The organism is Streptomyces sp. NBC_01296, assembly GCF_035984415.1.
Lineage (GTDB): Bacteria > Actinomycetota > Actinomycetes > Streptomycetales > Streptomycetaceae > Streptomyces.
This window is the reverse complement of record NZ_CP130720.1, coordinates 7,718,819-7,740,808: the sequence shown is the minus strand read 5'-3', so window position 1 is coordinate 7,740,808 and position 21,990 is coordinate 7,718,819. Positions and strand designations below refer to the sequence as shown.

Annotated in this window: 21 protein-coding genes; 11 read left to right on the top strand and 10 right to left on the bottom strand. The window is 73.8% G+C overall.

Annotation, left to right across the window (positions count from 1 at the left end):
• Positions 1-104 precede the first annotated feature (104 nt).
• The 3 genes from OG299_RS35240 (at position 105) to OG299_RS35230 (ending at position 1,799) form a co-directional block, all read left to right on the top strand.
• Positions 105-524 carry a nuclear transport factor 2 family protein gene (locus OG299_RS35240; protein ID WP_266632276.1) on the top strand — a complete coding sequence of 140 codons (420 nt, stop codon included), beginning with the start codon at positions 105-107 and terminating at the stop codon, positions 522-524.
• Between the two features lie 61 nt (positions 525-585).
• Positions 586-924, top strand: coding sequence for a MazG-like family protein (locus OG299_RS35235; protein WP_266632275.1), 339 nt, complete (start codon positions 586-588; stop codon positions 922-924).
• Positions 921-1,799: an ATP-grasp domain-containing protein gene (locus OG299_RS35230; protein WP_327363694.1), complete on the top strand. Its 879-nt coding sequence runs from the start codon at positions 921-923 to the stop codon at positions 1,797-1,799. The genes OG299_RS35235 and OG299_RS35230 overlap by 4 nt, the downstream gene beginning before the upstream one ends.
• On the opposite strand, the gene OG299_RS35225 is transcribed toward OG299_RS35230, so the two are convergent.
• Positions 1,793-2,830 (bottom strand): endonuclease/exonuclease/phosphatase family protein, encoded by a 1,038-nt coding sequence (locus tag OG299_RS35225; RefSeq protein WP_405706603.1) that lies wholly within the window; start codon positions 2,828-2,830, stop codon positions 1,793-1,795. The genes OG299_RS35230 and OG299_RS35225 overlap by 7 nt on opposite strands.
• Before the next feature lie 68 nt (positions 2,831-2,898).
• Positions 2,899-4,920, bottom strand: a complete 2,022-nt coding sequence (locus OG299_RS35220) for a SpoIIE family protein phosphatase (protein WP_266632273.1) — start codon at positions 4,918-4,920, stop codon at positions 2,899-2,901.
• Between the two features lie 305 nt (positions 4,921-5,225).
• Between OG299_RS35220 and OG299_RS35215 the strand changes: the two genes are divergently transcribed.
• The 5 genes from OG299_RS35215 to OG299_RS35195 all read left to right on the top strand — a co-directional run bounded on the left by OG299_RS35215 (position 5,226) and on the right by OG299_RS35195 (position 12,742).
• Complete coding sequence (locus OG299_RS35215) at positions 5,226-5,756, top strand: pyridoxamine 5'-phosphate oxidase family protein (protein WP_266632271.1); 531 nt, start codon at positions 5,226-5,228, stop codon at positions 5,754-5,756.
• Between the two features lie 147 nt (positions 5,757-5,903).
• A complete protein-coding gene (locus OG299_RS35210; protein WP_266632269.1) occupies positions 5,904-6,269 on the top strand; it encodes a hypothetical protein in 366 nt (121 codons plus the stop codon).
• A gap of 164 nt (positions 6,270-6,433) precedes the next feature.
• The gene (locus OG299_RS35205) at positions 6,434-10,330 is read left to right on the top strand and encodes an nSTAND1 domain-containing NTPase (protein WP_327363692.1); all 3,897 of its coding nucleotides are present in this window, start codon (positions 6,434-6,436) and stop codon (positions 10,328-10,330) included.
• Positions 10,331-10,498: 168 nt separating this feature from the next.
• Positions 10,499-11,341, top strand: a complete 843-nt coding sequence (locus OG299_RS35200; RefSeq protein WP_266632265.1) for an NlpC/P60 family protein — start codon at positions 10,499-10,501, stop codon at positions 11,339-11,341.
• A 132-nt stretch (positions 11,342-11,473) separates the two neighbouring features.
• Positions 11,474-12,742 (top strand): serine hydrolase domain-containing protein, encoded by a 1,269-nt coding sequence (locus tag OG299_RS35195; protein ID WP_327364659.1) that lies wholly within the window; start codon positions 11,474-11,476, stop codon positions 12,740-12,742.
• Between the two features lie 66 nt (positions 12,743-12,808).
• On the opposite strand, the gene OG299_RS35190 is transcribed toward OG299_RS35195, so the two are convergent.
• From OG299_RS35190 to OG299_RS35170, 5 genes are all read right to left on the bottom strand, one after another.
• Positions 12,809-13,612: a hypothetical protein gene (locus OG299_RS35190; protein WP_327363691.1), complete on the bottom strand. Its 804-nt coding sequence runs from the start codon at positions 13,610-13,612 to the stop codon at positions 12,809-12,811.
• Complete coding sequence (locus OG299_RS35185; protein ID WP_266632261.1) at positions 13,596-14,519, bottom strand: sigma-70 family RNA polymerase sigma factor; 924 nt, start codon at positions 14,517-14,519, stop codon at positions 13,596-13,598. The genes OG299_RS35190 and OG299_RS35185 overlap by 17 nt, the downstream gene beginning before the upstream one ends.
• Positions 14,516-14,743 (bottom strand): hypothetical protein, encoded by a 228-nt coding sequence (locus tag OG299_RS35180; RefSeq protein ID WP_266632259.1) that lies wholly within the window; start codon positions 14,741-14,743, stop codon positions 14,516-14,518. The genes OG299_RS35185 and OG299_RS35180 overlap by 4 nt, the downstream gene beginning before the upstream one ends.
• A 167-nt stretch (positions 14,744-14,910) precedes the next feature.
• Positions 14,911-16,350, bottom strand: a complete 1,440-nt coding sequence (locus OG299_RS35175; RefSeq protein WP_405704516.1) for an ATP-binding protein — start codon at positions 16,348-16,350, stop codon at positions 14,911-14,913.
• Positions 16,343-17,020, bottom strand: a complete 678-nt coding sequence (locus tag OG299_RS35170) for a response regulator transcription factor (RefSeq protein ID WP_266632257.1) — start codon at positions 17,018-17,020, stop codon at positions 16,343-16,345. Before OG299_RS35170 ends, OG299_RS35175 begins: the two co-directional genes overlap by 8 nt.
• 133 nt (positions 17,021-17,153) lie before the next feature.
• Between OG299_RS35170 and OG299_RS35165 the strand changes: the two genes are divergently transcribed.
• A complete protein-coding gene (locus tag OG299_RS35165) occupies positions 17,154-17,801 on the top strand; it encodes a hypothetical protein (RefSeq protein ID WP_266632255.1) in 648 nt (215 codons plus the stop codon).
• 82 nt (positions 17,802-17,883) lie between these two features.
• Here the strand turns inward: OG299_RS35165 and OG299_RS35160 are convergent, their stop codons facing one another.
• Complete coding sequence (locus tag OG299_RS35160; protein WP_327363690.1) at positions 17,884-18,792, bottom strand: oxidoreductase; 909 nt, start codon at positions 18,790-18,792, stop codon at positions 17,884-17,886.
• 111 nt (positions 18,793-18,903) lie between these two features.
• On the opposite strand from OG299_RS35160, the gene OG299_RS35155 reads away from it, so the two are divergent.
• Positions 18,904-19,854: an ArsR/SmtB family transcription factor gene (locus OG299_RS35155; protein ID WP_327364658.1), complete on the top strand. Its 951-nt coding sequence runs from the start codon at positions 18,904-18,906 to the stop codon at positions 19,852-19,854.
• Here the strand turns inward: OG299_RS35155 and cynS are convergent.
• The gene (gene cynS / locus OG299_RS35150) at positions 19,851-20,321 is read right to left on the bottom strand and encodes a cyanase (RefSeq protein ID WP_266632251.1); all 471 of its coding nucleotides are present in this window, start codon (positions 20,319-20,321) and stop codon (positions 19,851-19,853) included. The genes OG299_RS35155 and cynS overlap by 4 nt on opposite strands.
• Positions 20,322-20,363: 42 nt before the next feature.
• Positions 20,364-20,978, bottom strand: coding sequence for a carbonic anhydrase (locus OG299_RS35145; protein WP_327363689.1), 615 nt, complete (start codon positions 20,976-20,978; stop codon positions 20,364-20,366).
• A 124-nt stretch (positions 20,979-21,102) separates the two neighbouring features.
• On the opposite strand from OG299_RS35145, the gene cynR reads away from it, so the two are divergent.
• Positions 21,103-21,990 carry a transcriptional regulator CynR gene (gene cynR / locus OG299_RS35140; protein WP_327363688.1) on the top strand — a complete coding sequence of 296 codons (888 nt, stop codon included), beginning with the start codon at positions 21,103-21,105 and terminating at the stop codon, positions 21,988-21,990.

Here is a 21,990-nt window from a genome sequence, read left to right as displayed (position 1 = left end):
CTGTGGCCCCTGTCCATGGACACCCTCCGCATGATACTCAAGAAACTGACTAATCATATTGATGAGTAGACGTAGCCGAGCATGCCGAGCATCAGGGAGAAGCCGTGACCGCAGCAGACCGCTTCCGCGCCGCCGTCGAGAGCAGTGACACCGCCGCCCTGGAGGCCCTGTTCACCGAGGACGTCCGCCTGTACAGCCCCGTGAAGTTCACGCCGTTCGAGGGCCGGCCGATGGTGCTGGGGCTCTTCGGGGTGCTGCTGCGCACGTTCGAGGACTTCCGCTACGTCGGGCAGTTCGCCGGCACCGCCGAGACGAGCGTGGACGGCACGGTGTCCCCGTCGGAGGTCCTGCTCTTCCGCGCGACGGTGAACGGCAAGGCGATCCACGGCATCGACCTGCTGCACTACGCCGACGACGGCAGGATCAAGGAGTTCACCGTGATGGTGAGGCCCCAGTCCGCGGTGCACGCCCTGGGCGAGGCGGTACTCGCCGGCCTGGTCGCCGACGGCCTGACCCCGGCCTGACCGACAAGACATCCCTTAGGCTCACCGGGGCCAACTCCCGTACGCATGCCCGGAGGAACCGGTGGACATCCGCTCGGCCCAGCAGCTCGCCTGGGACAACAAGCTCGCGAAGGGTTTCAACACCACTGACGTGGCATTGGAGTTCGGGCTGCTGACGGCCGAGGTCGGGGAGGCGTTCACCGCCTGGCGCAAGAAACTGCCCGACCTCGGGGAGGAGCTCGCGGACGTGGTCCTGTACGTCGCGGCGCTGGCCGAGATGAACGGCATCGACCTGGAGTCCGAGGTGGAGCGGAAGCTGGCCAAGAACCGCGACCGCGTCTACGTCCGGGACGAGCGGGGCGTCCTGCACCGCGTCGAGGCCGCGGGCGGAGCGGGCGACGGGGCGCGGGGTCATCGATGACCGCCCCCGCGCGAGTGGCGCTGGCCACCTCGGCCATGGGGCTGGCCTTCGACGCCGACCTGCCGCTGATGCTCGAAGCGCTGCGCGCCCGCGGGGTCGATGCCGTGGCGGCGCCCTGGGATGCCCAGGGCTTCGACTGGTCGCAGTGCGCCGCCGTGGTCATCAGGTCCACCTGGGACTACGCCGAGCGGTGGCCGGAGTACCTGGCCTGGGCGGACGCGGTGCAGGGTGCGACGCGGCTCGACAATCCGGCCGGGCTCGTGCGCTGGAACACCGACAAGCGGTACCTCGGGGAGCTCGCCGGCTGCGGCGTGCCCGTGGTGCCGACCCGGTTCATCGCACCCGGCGAGGCCCTCGTCCTGCCCGAGCACGGCCAGTTCGTCGTCAAGCCGGCCGTCTCGGCCGGCTCGCGCGACACCGCGCGGTACGCGGAGCACCACCACGATCTGGCGGCCGGGCACGTCGCGGCGCTGCACGCCGCCGGATCCACGGCGATGGTGCAGCCGTACCTGTCCCGGATCGACGAGGGCGAGCGGGCGCTCGTCTTCCTCGGCGGCGTCTTCAGCCACGCGCTGCGCAAGGGCCCGGTGCTGACCGATGTCGGGGTCGTCGACAACGACCGCGCGCCGCATCCGGATCTGGTCCCGCACCGGGCGTCCACGGCCGAACTGGCCCTGGCCGGGGCGGCGCTGGCGGCCGTTCCCGGCGCCCGGCCCCTGCTGTTCGCGCGGGTCGACATCGCGACGGCGGACGACGGTACGCCGGTCCTGATGGAGCTGGAGCTCGTGGAGCCCAACCTCTTCATGGCCCACAGCGAACACGGGCTACGGCGCTTCGCCGACCTCGTCCGCGAGCGCGCCGCAGCCGATCACTGACGCGGTTCGGAGTCGGGTCCGGGGCCGTGCCACCTGATGTGGGCCGCGACGGGCAGGTGGTCGCTTCCCGTCGCGGGCAGCGCCCGGATCCGGGTGACGGCCGCCGCGCGGGTCATGACCTGGTCGATCCGGGCCACCGGCAGCGCCGCGGGCCAGCTGAACGCGAAGTCCCGGCTGGGCGGGTCCATCTGCGCGGCGACCGGATCCAGCCCGCGGTCGTCCACCGTGCTGTTGAGGTCCCCGAGCAGGATCAGCGGGTCCGTGCGCTCCGCGGCGATCGCGGCGCCGAGCAGTGCGGCGCTCTCGTCCCGCCGTACGGAGCCGAACCCGTGCGCCGGGGCGAGGCGCACCGAGGGCAAGTGTGCGACGTACACGGCGACTTCGCCGTTCGGCGTACGGGCGGTGGCCCGCAGCCCGCGGTTCCAGCCCTCCCCCACGCCCGTCGGGCGGATGTCCACCGGCCGCACCTGCGCCAGCGGGTGCTTCGACCAGAGTCCGACCGTGCCCTCCACCGCGTGGTACGGATACTCCGGCGCGAGCACCGCCTCGAACGCCGGCGCGGCGGCGGGCGTCAGCTCCTCCAGGGCGATGAGATCGGCCCGGGTCGCGGCCAGGGCGCGCGCGGTGCCCGCCGGATCGGGGTTTTCGTCGCTGACGTTGTGCTGGACCGCGAGGAGGTCGGGGGTCCGGTCGTCGCCGGGGAGCAGGAAGGCGCCGAAGAGGCCGAGCCAGGCGGCTGCGGGCAGCAGCACCGCGCAGGCGGCCACGGCCGAGCGGCGCAGCAGCGCCAGGGCCAGCAGGACGGGCACGGCCAGGCCGAGCCAGGGCAGGAACGTCTCCAGCAGGCTGCCGGGGCGGCCCGCCGTATCGGGCACCGCGCCGTGGAAGACCAGCAGGGACGCGAGAAGGACCGCGAGCCCGGCGAGCACCCGCCCCCGCCCGCGCCACGACCCCTGCCACCGCCACGGCCACCGCCATGACCACTGCTTCCCCACGCGCCCTGCTCCCGATCGGTTCGCCGTCCCCCGCATCGTCGCCACTCGCACGACGCCGCTCGGTACGACGACGCCGCGCGCGGTGATCCGGTTCCCGCGGCCCGTCACCCCGCCGGCGGGCGGTCGGGAGCCGCGCTGACCCGGGCCAGGACGAGGACCGTGTCGTCGGTGGCCGTGTCGGGCAGCAGGTTCGCGAGGATGCGGTCGGCCGCCTCCTCCAGCGAGCCCAGGGGCGCGCGCAGCTGCTCGCGCAGTGCGTCCACGCCGGTGTCGATGTCCTGACCGCGGGCCTCGACGAGGCCGTCGGTGTACAGGGCCACGGTGGCGCCCTCGGGGAGCTCGATCTCGACCGACCGGTACGGGACGCCGCCCACCCCGAGCGGCACCCCGAGCACGTCGCCGATGGTGTGCACCGTCCCGTCCCGGTGGCGTACCAGGGGTGGGGTGTGGCCGGCGTTGGCGATGCGGGCGCGGCCCGTGTGGGGGTCGTAGAGCAGGTACAGGCAGGTCGCCCATTCGATGCCGGCCTCCTGGGCGCAGACGTCGAGTTCCTGGAGCAGGGCCGCGGGCTCCGCGGTGTGCCGGGCGAGGGTCTTCGCGGTGATCCGCAGCCTGCCCATGGCCGCGGCGGCGGGCACGCCGTGTCCCATCACGTCGCCGACCACGAGGGCGACCCGGTCGCCGGACAGGGCGATCGCGTCGTACCAGTCGCCGCCGACCTCGGTGACGCGGCTGCCGGGCAGGTAGCGGTGGCTGATGTCCACGTACGGGCCGCCGGCGGGAGCGCTGGGCAGCAGGGCCCGCTGGAGGGTGAGGGCGATGTCCTGGACCCTGCTGTACAGCCGGGCGTTGTCCAGGCACAGCGCGGCCCGGGAAGCCAGTTCGCCTGCGAGGCCGAGGTCCTCTTCGGCGAAGGCCGGGCGGGCGGCGGAGCGGCCGAACATGGCGATGCCCTGCACCGTGCCGCGGGCGATGAGCGGTGCCATGAGAATGCAGGTCAGCCCGCTGTCCAGCAGGAGCTGAGCGCGCTCCTGGTGGACGACGGTCCGGGTCGCGAAGTCCTCGTCGACCGTGAAGCAGAGCGGGCGGCCCGTGCTCAGCATCTGGTGGGTGTTGGAGCCCGGCGGGTACGTGACCTCCTCCAGGCCGCTCACGAGTTCGACGGCGGGCTCGGGGAGGGTGGTGCCGGAGGCGATCCGGCGGGTGGCCACCGGCAGCGCCGGGTCGAACGCCACGGTCTCGTCCATCCACTCCACGAGTTCGACGACGCAGGCGTCGCAGAATTCCGGGACGACCGCTTCGACCAGCTCGCGCGCGGTGGTGTTCAGGTCCAGGGCGGTGCCGATGCCCGCCGCCGCCCGGTCGAGCAGGGCCAGGCGCTGCCGGGCTGCCGTGGCCTCCAGGATGGCCTGCTCGCGGTCGGTGACGTCCAACAGCAGTCCGCCCACCCCGCGCCGGGTGTCGCCCGCGCCGCTGAGCGGGAAGAAGCTGACCGAGCGCACCTGGTCGCGGTCGGGGTGGCCCGGTGTGCGCAGCCCGACGAGGGTGCCGATCACGGTCCGGCCCTCCTGGGCCACGGACCGCAGCATGCGCTGGTACTCCCCGCCGTCCGAGGTGATCATGATGTCCGCCATCCGGCGGCCCAGGTGCGCGTCGAGCGGGACCCCGTCCATGTCGGCCAGTGCCTGGTTGAGGTGGACGTAGCGCAGTTCCTCGTCCAGCATGACCAGGCCGATCGGGCAGGTCTCGAAGAGGGCGTCGAGGAAGGACAGGTTCGTCTTCACCCGGTCCAGCTCGTCGCCCCGGCTGGCCAGCCCCAGCACCACGGAGCGGCCCGTGGAGCCGGTCATCGGGAAGACCCGGAAGCCGCAGTCGAACACCGTGCCGTCCCGGTGCAGTGCGGGCAGCCGTACGCGCCAGTAGCCGAGGGCGCGGGCGCGCTCCGCGAGGTGTGCGGCCCCACCGGGACCTTCGCCGGGGGCCGGCTCGGGGAAGAGGACCGCCGCGGGCCGCGACAGCACCGACCGGGCCTCGTGTCCGAAGAGGCTCTGCGCGCCGGGGCCCCAGTAGCAGACCCGGTCCTCGTCGTCGATGCCGAAGACGGCCACCACCACGTGTTCCAGCAAGGACCCCGGTTCGGACCGAATCGGGCCGGGATCCACCGCGCCCCCCAGCCGGTCCGATGGCATCGGCAGGCCCCCTTCTGCGCACGGCTCGCGCGCGTGGCTGACCGGAGCCCGCGTGGCGGACACGGGCTGCCTCCTCAATTCTGCCCGCCATCGGGGCGGAGGACATCACGGCGACGCACGGGAGCGGGCCGGTGACCTCCGGTGACGCCTGGGCCGCCGCCGCGGGCGTGCGCGGGTGCGGGTGGCGCGCGGGTGCGGGTGGGCCGGGCCCCGGGCAGCATCGTGTCCAGGAGGAGACGCCCATGACGCAGACCGAACCCCGTGCCGAGCTGGACGAGCGCTACAGCGACCCGAAGGCCGAGCCCGTCGCCTGGCGGCAGGCCGTGGCCCGCCTCGCGGCCGCCGAGGTGTACTGGCTGACCACCGTACGGCCCGACGCGCGCCCCCACGTGACGCCGCTGATCGGGGTGTGGGCCGACGGCGCGCTGCACTTCTGCACCGGCGAACCGGAGCGCAAGGCGAGGAACCTGTCCGAGAACCCGGCGGTGGTCCTCACCACCGGGTGCAACACGCTCGACTCCGGCTACGACCTGGTCGTCGAGGGCGATGCCGTCCGCGTCGAGGACGAGGCGCGGCTGCGCACGCTGGCCGCCGCGTGGGAGGCGAAGTACGGGGCCACCTGGCACTTCGACGTCCGGGACGGGGCGTTCGTCAACCCGGAGGCGGGCCGGGCCCTCGTCTTCGCCGTCGCGCCCCGGACGGCTTTCGGCTTCGGCAAGGGCGATCCGTACAGCCAGACCCGCTGGCGCTTCTCGCCTCCTCTCCCGAGTTGACCACGGTCCGGCAACCGGGCAGGTCACGGCCGGTTTCCCGGCCGGGCCGCCGATGGGCAACGGGCAACCCGTCGACCCCCGCGGGCAGCCGGGCAAGGCTGATGTCGTCAGCACGTCAGCACCGAGGCAACCCAACAGGGGGACAAGATGCGCAAGATGATCCGCGGCGCCGCCGCGCTCGCCACCGCCGCCGCGGCCGTCGTGGCACTGGGCGGCGCGGCCGACGCCAAGCCTGCCGACGACTGGGCCGGTTGTCCGTACGGGGCGGTCTGCATCTACCCGCAGGACCAGAACCCGGCCGTCAAGCCGAGCCAGATCTTCTACAGCTACGGAGCCCACAACCTCAGCAACCAGTACGGCAACCACTGGGTCCTCAACAACCAGTACGGCGGAGCCACCGCCAGCCTGTGCACCGGCTCCAACGGCGTCGGCTGCGGGTCCCGCATCGCCGAGGGGACGGGCGTCTACGCCGACCTCGGGCCGATCAACTCCATCACCCTCAACCGGCCGTAACCGAGCACCTGTTCACACGGCCTTCCGGATCCGCCGGCCGCGGCGGCTCCGGAAGGCCGCTGTGCTGCGCGGTTTTGCGCCACGCCGGGCAGAACGCGCGCTCCGCCGTCCGACCCCCGCGGTAGCCTGGGACCTTCCATCTCACAACCTGGGCGCGCAGTGCCATGGGGGATGCCGTGGGGGACCCGGACCGCGGACGCAACATCGATCACCAGCACGATTCACCTGGAGCCACCGAGGCCGCCCCGGCCACCGAAGGCTCCGGCACGTCCTTTCCCACCCGGCTGCGGCAGCTGCGGGTGCAGCGCGGCCTGTCGCTGGCCGACCTGGCCCGCAGGACGCACTACAGCAAGGGCTACCTGAGCAAGATCGAGACCGGCGCCAAGCGGGTCACCCGCGATGTCGCGCTCCGCTGCGACCAGGTACTGGAGGCCGGGGGCGCCCTGTTACGGCTGGTCCCGGAGGCGGAAGTCCCCAGGGCCCGGGCGGGATCGGGCACGGGCGGGGGCGCCGGCGGCGAAGGTGCGGCCGGCCCGCAGTCGGCGGGCGAGTGCCCCTACCGCGGCCTCGCCGCCTTCACCTCGCGGGACGCGGGCCGGTTCTTCGGCCGCGACCGGGTGACCGCCGCCCTGGTCGAGCGGGTCTTCGAACGGATCGGCAGCGGCCCGCTGATGCTCGTGGGCCGGTCGGGCGCCGGCAAGTCGTCCCTGCTCAGCGCGGGTCTCGTAGCGGCCCTGCGGCGCACCGGCGGATTCCCGATGGCGGGCGCCGACGGCTGGCCGGTCGTACGGTTCACACCGACCGCCCATCCGCTCCAGGAACTGCTGGACTGCACCGCGAAGGTGCTCGGCGGCGATCTCGGCCTCACCGCAGGGGAGCTGCGCGACCGGCCGCAGCGGCTGCTCGAGGCCGTCAACAGCTTGGCGGGCGACACCCCTTCGGAAGCCCGGGAACACCGGCTGCCCACCGTACGGCCGGTATTGCTCGTCGACCAGTTCGAGGAACTTTTCACCCTCTGCTCCGACGAGGACGAGCGGCGCGGCTTCGTCCGCGTCCTGTGCGCCCTGGCCGCATCGGAGCCGGGGCCGACGGCGTACGACCCGGCCGTCGTGGTGCTCGGCGTCCGGGCCGACTTCTCCGGCAGCTGCCTGGACGTTCCCGAACTGGCCCCGGTCTTCACCAACGGGCTGTTCGTCCTGCCCCCGATGTCCGTGGCGGAGCTGCGCGAGTCGATCACGCGCCCGGCGGAGCTCGCCGGGCTCACGCTCGAGCCGGGCCTGGTCCCCCTGCTGCTGCGGGACGCGGGCCTGCGCGAGGAGCCCGGGACACCGGCCGCGGCGGGCGGGCCGGGGGACACGCCGTCCGGTGCCCTGCCGCTGGTGTCCCACGCGCTGATGGCCACCTGGCAGCGGCGCGAGGGGGCCACCCTGACCGTCGCGGGCTACGAGGACACGGGCGGGATCCGGGGTGCGGTCGCGCACACGGCCGAGAGTGCGTTCGCCCGCCTGTACCCGGCCGAGCAGCGGACGATCCGCCGCATCCTGATGGCGCTGGTCCATGTCGCCGACGGCGCGGGGGCGACGCGGCGGCGAACGGACCGGACCGCGCTGATGGAGCAGCTGGCCGATGCGGACCGGGCCGCGGCGGCCCTCGACGCGTTCGTACGGGCCCGGCTGATCACGATGGACAGCGACACCGTCGAGATCACCCACGAGGCCCTGCTGCACGCCTGGCCGCGACTGCGCGGCTGGATCCACGCCGACCGCGATGGGCTGCTGGTCCACCGGCAACTGGCCCAGGCCGCCGAGGAGTGGGAGCGCGAGGGCCGCGATCCGTCCGTCCTGTACCGCGGGACCCGGCTGGAGAGCGCCCGGGCCTGGGCCGACGAGCTCGACGGCAGGAGCCGGATCAGCCCCCGGGAGGCGGCCTTCCTCCGCGCGAGCCGGGCCGCGCAGGACGCCCGGCAGACGCAGGCCAGGCGCCAGGTCCGGCTCCAGCAGCGGATGCTGGCCATGCTCGTCGGCCTGCTGGCGCTGGCCCTGACGGCCGGGGCGCTGGCGTACCAGCAGCGGGCGGGCGCGCTCGGCCAGGAGCGCATCGCCCGTTCGCAGGCCCTCGCCGTGCAGTCCACCTCCCTCGCCGCCGGCCAGCCCGAGGCCTCGATGCGGCTCGCGGAGGAGGCGTACCGCACGGCGGCGACGCCCCAGGCACGGGGCGCGCTGCTGAGCGCGCAGGCCCAGCCGTTCCTGGCCCGCCTGGGCGGGCACAGCGGCCCGGTCAACGCGGTGGCCTTCGCCCCGGGGAACCGGCTGCTGGCGAGCGCCGGTTCCGACGGGAAGGTGCTGCTGCGGCGGGTCGCGGACCGGCGGACGACGGTGACCCTGACCATGCCGGGCCGGGTGCGCGCGGTCGCCTTCGGCCCCGACGGCCGCACCCTCGCGGCCACGTCCACGGACGGGCCGGTACGGCTGTGGGACACGGAGGGACACGGACTCGCGGTGCTCCCCGCGCAGACGGCGGACGCCCGCGCCGTGGCCTTCGCGCCCGACGGGCACGCGCTCGCCGTGGCGGGCGCCGACGGGACGGTCCGGCTGTGGGATCCCGCGGGCGGCGGCGCGGCGGTGGCGGTGCTGACCGGCCACACCGGGAGGGTCAACGCCCTGGCGTACGCGCCGGACGGCAGGGCGCTGGTGTCGGCGGGCGCCGACCAGACCGTACGGCTGTGGGACCCGGTGGCGGCCCGTCAGCTCGCCGTCCTCGAGGGGCACACCGGTGAGGTGCTGGGCGTGGCGTTCGCGCCGGACGGGCGGACGGTGGCCTCCGGGGGCGTCGACCGGACCGTACGGCTGTGGGACGTGGCCGAGGGCCGGACGACGGCGACGCTCACGGGCCACAACGACGACATCAACGCGGTCGCCTACACCCCGGACGGCGCCACGGTCGTCAGCGCGAGCGGAGACGGCACCACCCGGCTGTGGGACGTGCGCAGTGGCCGGCTGACCTCGACGCTGGCCGGGCACACCGACTACGTGCTCGCCGTCGCGGTGGACTCGGGCGGCACGATGCTGGCCACCGCCGCCTTCGACCAGTCGGTGGTGCTCTGGGACCTGCGCGGTCCGGTCCTGACCCCGCGCCCGTTCACGGAGATCTGGCACGCCGCGTACAGCCCGGACGGGAAGCTGCTGGCCACGGCCGACGCCGATCACACGGTGCTGCTGTGGGACGTGGCCGGGCGGCGGGTGGTCGCGGCGTTCGCGGGCCACACCGAGACGGTGTTCTCGGTGGCCTTCTCCCCCGACGGGAAGCTGCTGGCGTCGGCGGGCTCCGACGGGACGGTCCGGCTGTGGGACGTGGCCTCGCGCACGGCCCTGGGGACGCTGACCGGGCACAGCGGTCCGGTGTTCGCCGTGGCCTTCTCCCCCGACGGGAAGCTGCTGGCGTCGGCCGGTTCCGACACTACGGTGCGGCTGTGGGACGTGACTTCCCGTACGGCCCTGGGCACGCTCACCGGCCATACGGATTTCGCGAACGACGTGGTGTTCAGCCCGGACGGCCACACCCTGGCGAGCGCCGGAGACGATCTGACGGTACGTCTGTGGGACGTGCCCGGGCGGCGGCCGCTGGCCACGCTCACCGGTCACGCGGGTGCGGTACGGGCCGTCGCGTTCAGCCCGGACGGGCGGACGCTGGCGAGCAGCGGCAACGACGGCACCGTACGGCTGTGGGACGCCCGGCGGTTCGAGGCCGGGGCCGTGCTGACGGGCCACACCGGCTCCGCCCGCGCCGTCGCGTTCTCCCCCGACGGCCGGACGCTGGCCAGCAGCGGCAACGACCGTACGGTGCGGCTGTGGGACGTGGCCGGGCGGCGACTGTGGGCCGCCCTGACGGGCCACACCAGCGCGGTGTGGGGCGTGGTTTTCTCCCCCGACGGGCGGACGGTGGCCAGCAGCAGCAACGACGGCACGGTGCGGCTGTGGAACCCGGACCTCCGGACCCGGCTGGCGGAGATCTGCCGGCTGCACGCGGGCGACGGCGCCGCGCGGTGCGCCGAAGAGCCCTGACCGGCGGGGGGTTTCCCAGGGGTTTCCCGTTGCCCGTCCGGTTGGGGCGCCGCCGTGCCCTCGACCCGGGGAGGCGGTGGCCCGCAGGCTCGTTCCGTCTGCGGCACACGCCAACGGCCGCCCCCACCGGGGCGCTTCCCCGCGGCAACGAGAATCGAGGGATCCCGCATGCTTCGCCGGTCCGGTCTCATCGGCACACTCATCGCACTCCTGGTCTGCCTCCTGTGGCCCCCCGCGTCGGCGGCGGCCGCCGACGGCTCGTGCCGGGTCCTGGCCCCGGGGGCGTCCGCCGCCGCCGAGCGGGCCGTCGGCGCCGCCTGCGCCCAGGTCGCCGCCGACGTCTGGTACACGTGGGGCGGCGGCCACGGTCCGCAGCCCGGGGCCACGTACGGGCAGGTGGACCCTACAGATCCGGCCAGCGAACACGATCCCGAGCGGCTCGGCTTCGACTGCTCGGGACTGGTCCGCCACGCCTACGCCGAGGCCACCGGGTCGGACATCCTGAACGGGGTCGCCAGCGCCCAGTACTACACGCACCACGCGGCCGGCCGCTTCACCGCAGCCGACGGCCTGGCCCCGCTGCTCCCCGGCGATCTGCTGGTGTGGGGCACCTCCCAGGACCTGCACCACATCGCGATCTACCTGGGCGCGGGCAAGATGGCGGAGGCCCGGCAGTCCGGCACGAAACTGATGGTCAGCGACGTCCGGCTGAACAACGGTTACTACGGGGCGGTGCGGATCGACCCCGGTCCGGTGACCGGGCACGTGTTCCGGACCTGGGGCACCGGAGTCTGGACCAAGGCCCAGCCGTCCACCGCGGCCGCGCGCGTCTACGCCTTCCCGGGGCCGACGACGATCCGCGTCGAGTGCCAGAAGCACGCGGAGAAGGTCACCTCCGACGGCTACACCAACGACGCCTGGTCCTATCTGCCCGACTACAAGGCGTGGGTCACCAACATCTACATCCAGGGCGCCGCGTGGCTGGAAAACGTCCCTACCTGCACGTTCTGAGGCGGCAGGTATCCGGCCACACTCGTCCGGCACGTACGATCGCAGGCCGCGACCTTGATCACCGCCCCGCGGCGGCGAGTCCGCGAACGCGAAACCCTTCCCGTCACTCTGCAGTTGAGGAACAACGTGCGCCTGCCTCTCGATCGACGCCTGACTCTCAGTGCCGCCCTGCTCGCCGTGCTCGCCGGTGTGGTGCCCGCGACCGCCGCCGAGGCGGCGGCGGGCCCGTCCTCCGCGCAGGCGGCGCAGACCGCCGCGCCCGCGCCGAAGCCCGATCTCGAGGCCGTGACGCAGGCGTTGAAGAACACCACTGCGGTCGGTGCGCCCGGCGCCATGGTCCGCATCACCGGTTCCGGTGCTCCGCTGACCAGTGCGGTGGGTGTACAGGACCGGACCACGGGCGCGCCCATGGACATCAACGGCCGTTTCCGGATCGGCAGCGTCACCAAGACGTTCTCCAGCGTCGTACTGCTCCAGCTGGTGGACGAGGGCAAGATCAGCCTGGACGCCCCGGTCAACCAGTACCTGCCCGGCCTGTTGCCCGACGACCGGATCACGGTCCGTCACCTGCTCACCCACCGCAGCGGGTTGGCGGACTACACGAACGCCATGTTCGACAAGACCGTGCCCGGTTTCGAGGCCGTCCGGAACAAGGTCTTCACCTACCAGGAGCTGGTCGCCCTCTCGCTGCGCGAGCCGCGCACGACCGAGCCGGGCGTCTCGTACAAGTACTCCAACACCAACTTCGTGGTCGTCGGCATGCTCATCGAGAAGGCCACCGGGCACGGCGTGGCCAAGGAGTACGAGCGCCGCATCATCAAGCCGCTGAAGCTGAAGAACACCTCGTACGTGCACCCCTCCACGGCGATCAAGGGTGCGCACCTGCACGGCTACCTCCACCCGGACGAGGCCGGGGCGCCTCTGGTCGACTCCACCGAGCAGACGGTGTCCTGGGCACAGTCCGCGGGTGCCATGATCTCGAGCACCGCCGATCTGAACACCTTCATGTCGGCGCTGCTCGGCGGCAAGCTGCTGGCGCCGCGCATGCTCGACGCCATGATCGCCATGACGCCGACGGACACCACGAACACCCGGTTCTACGGACTGGGCCTGCGTCGCTACGACCTGTCGTGCGGGACGTCGGTGTACGGGCACACGGGCACGGTCCAGGGCTTCTACACCTACGCCTTCGCCACGCGTGACGGAAAGCGCAGCCTCGCCGCGGTGGCGAACACCTCGAACAAGGGTGAGGCGAACACGGCCCTGGGCGGCACGCTCGAGGGCGCGTTCTGCGGGAAGAAGGCGCCGGCGGCCCCCACCGCCCAGCGCAGCTTCGCGCTGATCCCGCAGCTGACCGCGGCCCCGGCCGAGCAGGACCTCCCGGAGCACGGCTCGCGCTGACCCCGGCAGCCGGTGCCGCTCGGCGGTCCCCTGCCGAGCGGCACCTCCGTTCCGGGGCGGTGGCGATCAGGTGGCCCGGAGCCGGGGCGGGAGCCTCGGCGAGGTGCGGCGGCCGGGCCGCGCCGGGCGGGCAGCGGCCGTCAGGGCGCGGATCCGGTCGGTGAAGTCCGGGTCGGGCAGCGGCAGTTCGAGGTCGTCGTCGACGTAGCTGACGGCGGCGGAGACGTACTCCATGACGGCCTTGACCGTGCTCGAGCCGCGCTTCGACCCGCCTCCGCTGGGCCGCAGCGCCCGCAGGACGCGCAAGGTGGTGGGCAGGCTCGCATCGGCCGCGAGGTTCCGCTGCGCACCGTCGAAGACCACGGTGGCCGCGTCCGGTGCGTCCGCCCCGCCCGGCGCGTCCGGTGCATCCGCCGGGTGTCGGGGGGCGGCGGACGGGGTCGTCTGGCGCCGCCACCAGACGGCTTCGTGGTTCTCGCCGAGCGCGAGGTGGTGGAGGTACAGGCAGTACGAGGCGATCGAGTCTCCGGCGCCGGCGGCGTACTGCCACCAGAAGCGGGCGGAGTCCTCCGCGTCGGTGAGCAGCAGGATGCAGCCCAGGACGCGCGCACCGGAGGGCTCGGGCAGCTTGTTCGTGAGGAAGTCGCCCAGCGCGGCGACGGCGGCTCCGGTGACGGCCGTTTCGCACAGCGCCCGGAGGTCGCGCGCGGCTCCCCGCATGTCCTTGTGCGGTTCGGCCCCCGTCGCGCCGGGCGCCCGTGTGCCCGGCACGTGGTGCGGTGCGCCGCGGGTGTCGGCGATGTCGGCGGGCGCGTGCGCGCTGTCGTGGAGGCGGGCGCGGGCCAGCAGTTGGTCAATGGTCGAGGTCACCGGAGACCTCCTCCTCGGTGGTGGTGTCCGGATACAGGGCGGCGTGCAGGTTGCGCTTGGCGTGCCGCGCGGTGGACCGCACGGCGGCGAGGGAGACGCCCAGTTCGTCCGCCGCCCGGGCGTCCTCCAGCCCGCACAGGTACAGCAGGACGATGACGTCCCGCTGGAGCGGCGCCAGGTCCGCGACGGCCCGGAACAGGGCCATGGACTCCTCGACCTGGCCGATCGGGTCCGGCGCGAGACCCAGGGCCACCGTGTCGAAGGCGGCTTCGAGGAGGGAGGCGCGGCCGTTGTCCTTCGGTGCGCGTTCGAGCACGGTCTGGCGCAGGATCGGCCACGCGAACCGCTCGGGGTTCTCGCTGGCGAGTGCGTCGTGCCACAGCATCAGCAGCAGGGTGAAGACGTCGTCGACGGCCTTGCGGACGAGGCCGGGGCGGCGCAGGAACGCCGAGGCGTAGCAGGTGTAGTGCGGGTGGTGCATCTGCCGGAAGGCCAGGTAGTCCAGGGGGACCGAGGTGGCCCGGGTGCGGTGGCGGGCGCCGCCCTCGTGGAGGCAGTCCTTGATCCACGAGGTGCGCTTGCCGAGGTCCCGCGCGGCCAGCACCCAGCGCAGCCGCATCGTGTCGTACGCGACGCCGGGCCGGTCCAGCGCGAGGAGCACCGTGCGGACGAAGACCCAGCGGGGATAGCGGCCGACGGCCCGCAGCAGTTCGGAGATGTGCCCCTTGGGCCGGCCGGTGCGCGCCTGGAGCTCGTCCAGGGTCACTCCCCTGCCGTGGATGGCGTCGCGCAGCGGCTCCAGCCAGGCGCGGTGCGCCGCTCCGGTGCCCTCGGCGATGGGTCCCAGCCGGCGGCCCGGTTTGCCGCGGCCCTGGGGGACGTCCTGGGGTGCCGAGTGGAGGTTCATCCCCGCGGCTCCTCGTCCCGGTCGGGCACCTGTACGGAGGGCCGCTCGCGGCGGCTCTCGGCAAGTCCCGTGCCCGCCTGAACGATCTGCTGCACGCCCAGCGCGACCGACGGGATCAGTGCCGTGACGGCTGCGACGGGCTGTCCCGCCACCACCATCACCACACTGAATGCGAAGATCGCTAAGAGCGCCACCACGGTGACGATCATCCGGTTGTTCTTCATCGCGCCGTCCTCTGGCTGTGTGCGCCATGGTTGATGTCTGTTCGGGATGCGGCTCTGGCGTTGCTGACGCCCCCCTTCGAGAGCCGAGGCAAGCATGGAGTGAACAGAGTTGGACAGGTGCGAAAAAAGCAGAACGGGGAACAATCAGAACCGGATATCCGCCCGCTTCAGGCGGAGTCCAGCGGAAGGCGGGCCACCAGACGTGCGCCGGCCGGGGCGTCCTCGACCGTGAGGGAGCCGCCCAGCCGGGTGGCGATGTCGCGGGCTATGGCCAGGCCCAGGCCGGAACCTCCCTCGTCGCGGCTGCGGGCGTCGTCGAGGCGGGTGAACCGTTCGAAGACCCGCTCCCGGTCGGCTGCCGGGATGCCCGGCCCGTCGTCGCACACCTCGAGCACGGCGGTACGCCGGGCCGCGTCGACCCGCAGGAGGAGCCGGACCCGCCCGTCGGCGTGACGCTGGGCGTTGTCCAGCAGGTTGGTGACGAGCCGGGAGAGCCACAGCGTGCTGCCGCGCACGGTGGCCTCGGGAGCGATCTCCATGTCGACGGGGATCCGGTCCCGCCTGCGCGAGCGGGCCGCCTCGCGGGCGACGTCCGCGAGGTCGACGGCTGCTGCCGGGGGCGGTTCCCCGGTGTCCAGGCGGGCCAGCAGGAGCAGGTCGGCGGCGAGGTCCTGCAGTCGTACGGTGTCCTCCAGGGCCCCGCTGACCAGTTCGCCCCACAGCGCGGGATCGGGGTGGGCCTGGGCGACCTCCAGCTGGGTGCGCAGCACCGTGATCGGGCTGCGCAGTTCGTGCGAGGCGTCGGCGATGAACCGGCGCTGGCGGATTCCGGCGGCTTCCAGCCGGTCCAGGGTGGTGTTCATGGTGACGGCGAGCCGGGCGATCTCGTCCTGGCTGCGCGGTACCGGCACCCGGCGGTGCAGGTCGCGGTCGCTGATCTCGGCGACCTCGGCGCGGATCGCCTCGACGGGGCGCAGCGCCCAGCCGGTCACCCGCCAGGTGACCAGTGCGACGGTGAGCACGAGCAGTGGTACTCCGACGGCCAGCGCGCCGGTGATGACGTCGTCGGCGGCGTCGGCCTGCCGCAGCGAGGTCCCCGCGTACACGGTGACCAGTCCCTCCCCGGTGACGGTGGTGACCTGGACGACGCGATGGCGGCGGTCGCCGCGCGCCGGACCCTCCTTCCAGGTGCGGCGGACCGTGCCGGGTTTGCCCGGGCGGGCCGGGGAGAGGGCGGGGCGGCCGGCGAGGTTGGGGCTCGCCGCCAGGACGCGGCCGTCGGCGTCGACGACCTGCAGGAAGTCGGTGTCGCGCCCGGGTGCCAGTACGGTGTCGAGCCGGCCGGCGGCCGCCAGCCCGGCGGTGGACAGGGCTTGGCGCTCGGCATCGGCCTGGGCGTCCCGCATCAGGTTGCCGTCCAGCATCCCGAGCAGGGCGAAGGAGGCCGCGCCGAGGGCGAGGGCGACCACGGTGGAGGCGCCGAGCGTGGCCCGCGCGCGGACGGACCGGGGGCGCAGGCGCCGCGCGGTGCAGCGGATCCGGCGCAGGGCGCTGCGTCGGACACCGCCGAGGGAGCGGGCGGCGGCGCCGGTCTTCGGTTCAGCCACCGTCGGCCGCCAGCCGGTAGCCGGCGCCGCGGACGGTCTCCACGGCGGCCCGGCCGAAGGGAGCGTCGATCTTCCGGCGCAGGGCGCTGACGTGGACCTCGACGACGTTCAGGTCGCCCTCGTAGGCGGCGTCCCAGACGTGCTCCAGTATCTCCCGCTTGGGCACGACCTCCCCGGCCCGCCGGGCCAGGTACACGAGGACCGCGAACTCGCGCGAGGTCAGCCGGGCTTCGGTACCGGCCCGCGTGCACCGCTGCCCGGCCGGGTCGATCACCAGGTCGCCGAACTCCATGACCTGCGGGCTGCGGCGGCCGGTGCGCCGGATGAGGGCGCGCAGCCGGGCGACCAGGACCACGTAGGAGAAGGGCTTGGAGAGGAAGTCGTCCGCGCCGGTGTCGAGGGCCTCCGCCTCGTCGTACTCGCCGTCCTTGGCGGTGAGCATCAAGATCCCCGACTCGCAGCCGCTCGCGCGCAGCCGGGCGCAGACCCGGTAGCCGTTGAGCCCGGGCAGCATGATGTCGAGCACGATGGCGTCATAATCGTGCTCGCCGGCCAGCCACAGGCCCTGCGGGCCGTCGTGGGCGACGTCCACGGAGAAGCCCTCGGCCTGCAGACCCCGCTGCAGGGCTGCGGCGAGCCGCCGTTCGTCCTCGACCACCAGTACGCGCATGGGGACAAGGTTCTCAGGTCGCGCCGACGGCTTGCTGAAGAGGTCTTCAGGTGGCTTCAGCGGGGCTTCAGCATCGGGCGCGCAGGATCTGCCGAGCCGGGCAGGGTGCTCGGAGAACGCGAGGAGCATACCGATGACTCAGTCCAGTCCCCAGCCCCCCGAGCCGCCCGCGGGCCCGGGCGAGGCCAAGGCCGACGCGACCGCGACCGGTACGGTGGCGGGTCGCCGCGGCCGGCTGGCCCGGCTGGCCCGTGAGGGGCGCACGCGATGGGTCGCCCTCGGGCTGGTCGTCCTGATCGGCGGCGGGGCGGCCGCGGTGGCGGCTGCCGAGCACGGCCACCGGGAGCACATGCGGGACGGCTTCGCCCTCAAGGTCCGCGAGCACGGGCGTGCGGGGATGCCGGCACAGGGCCCGATGGGCCCGAAGGGCCCGAAGCTGCACAAGGGCGCCGAGCCCGAGGTCGTCGACGGCGACCGCGGCCTCACGGGCCGGGGACCGGGCGGCCGCGGGCCGGGAGGCCGGGCGGACGGATCCGCCAAGGGCGCCCCGGTGCCGCTGCCCGCGCTGGCGGCGGCCCAGGCCGTCGAGAAGGCCACGGCCGCCGTGGAGGGCGGCAAGCTCGAATCGCTGCGCGCCGTCGCGCAGCAGGGCGGCGGCAGCGCCTGGCTGGCCGTGGTCCTCGGTCCCGACGGGGTCCGGCACGCCGTGACCCTGGCCGGCGCCGACGGCACGGTCACCGGCAACACCGTGGCCGGGAAGGGACCGCTCGGTCCCCGCTGACCGGGCGCCCGGCCGTCCGTTCCGCCGCGGCGGGGCGGACGGCGGGCCGGCAGTCGGTCCGCCCCCGGTGGGACGTCTGCCGTCACGCTCCCCCGGAGTGCAGCGAGTCCAGCACGGCGAGGTCCTCGGCGGACAGCCGCAGGGCGCCGGCGGCCACATTGGCCGTGAGGTGGTCCGGGTCGCCGGTTCCGGGGATGGCCAGGACGTGCGGTCCGCGGTGCAGGGTCCAGGCCAGCCGGATCTCGGCGGGGCCCGCCCCGTGGGCGCGGGCCACGGCGAGCACCTGCGGGTGCTCGGCGCCGCTCGCGCCCGCTTCGCGCCCCGCACCGGCGATCGAGTAGAACGGCACGAAGGCCACGCCCTGCTCGCCGCAGGTGCGCAGGAAGGCCTCCTGCTCGGGCCGGGCGCCGAGCCCGTACAGGTTCTGTACGCAGACCACCGGCGCGATGGCCCGGGCCTCGGCGAGGTGTTCGGGCTGCACGTTGGACAGGCCGAGGTGGCGGATGAGCCCGGCCTCGCGCAGCTCGGCCAGGGCGCCGAAGCGCTCGGCGATCGAATCGGTCCCGACGATGCGCAGGTTCACCACGTCGAGGTGGTCGCGGCCGAGCTGGCGCAGGTTCTCCTCGACCTGGCCGCGCAGCTGCTCCGGGGTGGCGTGCGGCAGCCACTGCCCGGACGGGCCTCGGCCGGGGCCGACCTTGGTGGTGATGACGAGGTCGTCCGGGTACGGTGCCAGAGCCTGGTTGATCAGCTCGTTGGCGGAGCGCAGCGGGGAGAAGTAGAAGGCGGCGGTGTCGATGTGGTTGACGCCGAGCTCGACGGCGCGGCGCAGTACGCCGATCGCCCGGCCGCGGTCGCTGGGGGCGGCGCCGGGGGCGAACGCCGGGCCGTTCTGGGTCAGTCGCATCGCGCCGAAGCCGATGCGGTTCACTTCGAGGTCGCCGAGTTTCCAGGTGCCCGAGGCGGCCGCGGTGATCGTCTGAGTGGTCATGCCGGAATGATCTCCGCACAGTAGGCTCGAGGCCATTGATTCAGGCATGGGTGAATCCAAGGGGTGGTCCTCCTGGCGGAGTTGGCGTTCTCGGCGGGCGATCTGGCGCAGATGCGGTTCGCCGTCTCGCCGTTGTGGGAGGTGGTGACCAGCTTCCGGCGGCTGCTGAACGACGGCGCCGTCTCGCCCGTGTACCGGCCGTGGGCGGAGCAGGTACGGCCCCGGCTGGCGGCCGCCGGGCTGGACCGGGGCTGGCTCGCCGAGCTGATCCCGCCCAAGGGGTACGTACCCCACTTCCTCAACCCTGCGCCCGCCGGACCGGCCCCCGCCCTGGCGGCGGAGCTGGCCGGGGTCCTGGCCGCTGCCGCCGACCCGGTCCGCCGCAACCTCGACCACCTGCGCTACCACCAGGGCCCGCTCGGGCCCCGGGCCCGGGCCCTGCACGCGGACCCGCAGGCCCGGCTGCCCCGGCTGGCGGAGGAGATCGAGGCGTACTGGAAGCTCGCGCTCGCCCCGTACTGGGCCCGGATCCGCTCGGTGCTGGAGGCCGACGTCTTCCACCGGGCCCGGCAGGCCGCCGAGCAGGGTGCCGGCCAGGTCATCAACGAGCTGCACAGTGCGGTGCAGTGGGACGACAACACCCTGCGGCTGGTGCGCCGGACCCGGCCCCTGTCCCGGGAGACGGCGGGCAGGGGGCTGCTGCTGGTGCCCTCGGCCTTCCTCGGGCCGGGCCTGCTGACCCGGATGACGCCGCCGGATCCGCCGCAGCTCGCCTATCCGGCCCGCGGGGTGGGGTCGCTGTGGGCCTCGCGGCCGCCGACCGGGAAGGCCGAGGCCCTCGCCGCCGTGCTCGGCCGTTCGCGGACCCTGCTGCTGACGGAGCTCGCGGCGCCCGCCTCGACCACCGAGCTGGCCCGCCGTACGGGGCTCTCGGCGGCGGGGGTGTCCCAGAACCTGACCGCGCTGCGCGACGCGGGCCTGGTCAGCGCGCACCGTGCGGGCCGCTCGGTGCTGTACGCCCGCACTGCGGTCGCCGAGACGCTCCTCGACGCCTGTGCCTAGAAGGGCTTGGTGGGGAGGTATTTGCCGTCGAGGGTGATGACGGCGCGCTCGCCGCCTTCGGGGTCCGCGACCTTCCTGACGTCCAGCTTGAAGTTGATCGCGCTGATGATGCCGTCGCCGAACTGCTCGTGGACCAGGGCCTTGAGGGTGGTGCCGTAGACCTGGAGCATCTCGTGGAAGCGGTAGACGGTCGGGTCGGTCGGGATGCCGCCGGGGATCGAGCCCCGGGTCGGGATCGTCTGCAGGAGCAGCGCCGCGTCGGCGTCGAGGCCGAGGAGCTCGGCGACGGCTTCGGCGGAGGCGGCCGGCAGGGGGTGCTGGCCGAGTACCGCGGCGGTGACGAAGGCGACCGACAGGCCGGCCGCGTCGGCGATCTGCTGCCAGGTGAGGTCCTTGCGGATCTTGGCGTCAACGGCGGCGGCGGCCAGGGCCTGGCGGGCGGAGGGGTCGAACTGGGCGTGGATCACGGGAGGTTCCCTTTCTGGGGTGGAGTGGCGGGAAGGGCGGATTCAGGCCGCGAGGGCGGCGGACCGGCCGGAGGCGGGATCGATCCGCTCGACCGTGCCGGTGGGGATGTCGTAGACCCAGCCGTGCAGGGTGACGGCGTCCGCGGCCAGGGCGCGGGCCACCGCGGGGTGCGTGGCGAGGTGCGCGAGCTGCGCGGCGACGTTGTTGCGGATCAGTGCCTCGACGCCGTCCTGCGGCGTCCCGGTGGGCGCCGCGTGGCGCAGCCAGCCGGCGATGGCGGGCAGCTCCGCCAGGTCCTGGCCGGCGGCGAGTGCGGTCATGGCGCCGCAGGCGGAGTGTCCGCAGACCACGATGTCGCGGACGCCGAGGACGGCGAGCGCGTACTCGATGCTGGCCGCGACCCCGTCAATGCCGTCGCCGCCGTCGCCGCCGTCGGCTGCGGCCGCACGGGCCGGTACGAGGTTGCCGGCGGTCCGGATGACGAACAGCTCGCCAGGCTCCCGCTGGGTGATCAGCTCCGGGACGACGCGGGCGTCGGAGCAGCTGATGAAGAGCGTGTGCGGCCGGTGGGTGGTCGCCAGGCGGGCGAAGAGCTCCGCCTTGGCCGGGAAGACGTCCTGCTGAAAGTGCGCGACGCCCTCGGCGAGGTCTTGCACGGTCACTCCCTTCGGTGGTGCCCGCCCTGGTCGGGCTGACGAGATCCACCCTGCATGACCTGTACCTATAGTGTCCAAGACGCACTATTCATGATCTGTATTGGTGACATCTATAGTGGTGCCCATGCCTCTGGAACTGCGCCATCTCCGCTATCTGCTGGCCGTGGCAGAACACGGCAGCTTCACCCGCGCCGCCGAGGAGCTGCACCTCTCGCAGCCCACGCTGTCGCAGCAGATCAAGCAGCTGGAGCGGACCGTGGGGGTCCGGCTGCTGGACCGTACGGGACGCGCCGTACGCCTGACCGACGCGGGCGCGGCCTTCGTCCCGTACGCGCGCCGCGCACTCCAGGACCTGGCCGCCGCCGAGCGGGCCGTCCTGGACGTGGCGGACCTCTCCCGCGGCAGCCTGCGCCTCGCCATGACGCCGACGTTCACCGCGTACCTGCTCGGCCCGCTGGCCGCGGAACTCCATGCCCGGCACCCCGGAATCACCCTGAACGTCAAGGAGATGACGCAGGATCGGCTGGAGTCGGCGCTGCTGGCCGATGCCGTGGACCTGGGCATCGCCTTCCGGGGCGCGCACCTGCCCGGCGTCGGCGCCACCGACCTGTTCACCGAGTCCCTCGGCCTGGTGGTCGGCCCCGCCCACCCGCACGCCGGGCGCAGCGAGCCCCTGCCGGTGTCCGAACTCGCCGCGTGCCCGCTCGCGTTGCTCAGCGGCGACTTCGCGACCCGGACCCACATCGACGCGTACTTCCACCGGCACCGGGTCGCACCGCCGATCGCGGTGGAGGCCAACTCCATCAGCGCCCTCACCGAGATCGTCCGGCGCACCGGGCTCGCCACGGTGCTCCCCGACGCCCTCACCCGCGACCACACCCCGCTGCACCCCGTCGCGCTCGCCCCCGCCCTCCCCGCGCGGACCGTGGTCCTGCTGCGCCGCGAGAGCGCGTACGAGAGCGCCGCCTCCCGCGCCTTCGCCTCGCTGGCCCGGCAGTGGGCGGACGGCTGA

Coding starts and splice junctions, on each gene's coding strand:
- OG299_RS35230 (WP_327363694.1), top strand. CDS start 921: ATGACCGCCCCCGCGCGAGTGGCGCTGGCCACCTCGGCCATGGGGCTG.
- OG299_RS35225 (WP_405706603.1), bottom strand. CDS start 2,830: ATGCGGGGGACGGCGAACCGATCGGGAGCAGGGCGCGTGGGGAAGCAG.
- OG299_RS35215 (WP_266632271.1), top strand. CDS start 5,226: ATGACGCAGACCGAACCCCGTGCCGAGCTGGACGAGCGCTACAGCGAC.
- OG299_RS35210 (WP_266632269.1), top strand. CDS start 5,904: ATGCGCAAGATGATCCGCGGCGCCGCCGCGCTCGCCACCGCCGCCGCG.
- OG299_RS35205 (WP_327363692.1), top strand. CDS start 6,434: ATGGGGGATGCCGTGGGGGACCCGGACCGCGGACGCAACATCGATCAC.
- OG299_RS35200 (WP_266632265.1), top strand. CDS start 10,499: ATGCTTCGCCGGTCCGGTCTCATCGGCACACTCATCGCACTCCTGGTC.
- OG299_RS35185 (WP_266632261.1), bottom strand. CDS start 14,519: ATGAACCTCCACTCGGCACCCCAGGACGTCCCCCAGGGCCGCGGCAAA.
- OG299_RS35180 (WP_266632259.1), bottom strand. CDS start 14,743: ATGAAGAACAACCGGATGATCGTCACCGTGGTGGCGCTCTTAGCGATC.
- OG299_RS35170 (WP_266632257.1), bottom strand. CDS start 17,020: ATGCGCGTACTGGTGGTCGAGGACGAACGGCGGCTCGCCGCAGCCCTG.
- OG299_RS35165 (WP_266632255.1), top strand. CDS start 17,154: ATGACTCAGTCCAGTCCCCAGCCCCCCGAGCCGCCCGCGGGCCCGGGC.
- OG299_RS35160 (WP_327363690.1), bottom strand. CDS start 18,792: ATGACCACTCAGACGATCACCGCGGCCGCCTCGGGCACCTGGAAACTC.
- OG299_RS35155 (WP_327364658.1), top strand. CDS start 18,904: ATGCGGTTCGCCGTCTCGCCGTTGTGGGAGGTGGTGACCAGCTTCCGG.
- cynR (WP_327363688.1), top strand. CDS start 21,103: ATGCCTCTGGAACTGCGCCATCTCCGCTATCTGCTGGCCGTGGCAGAA.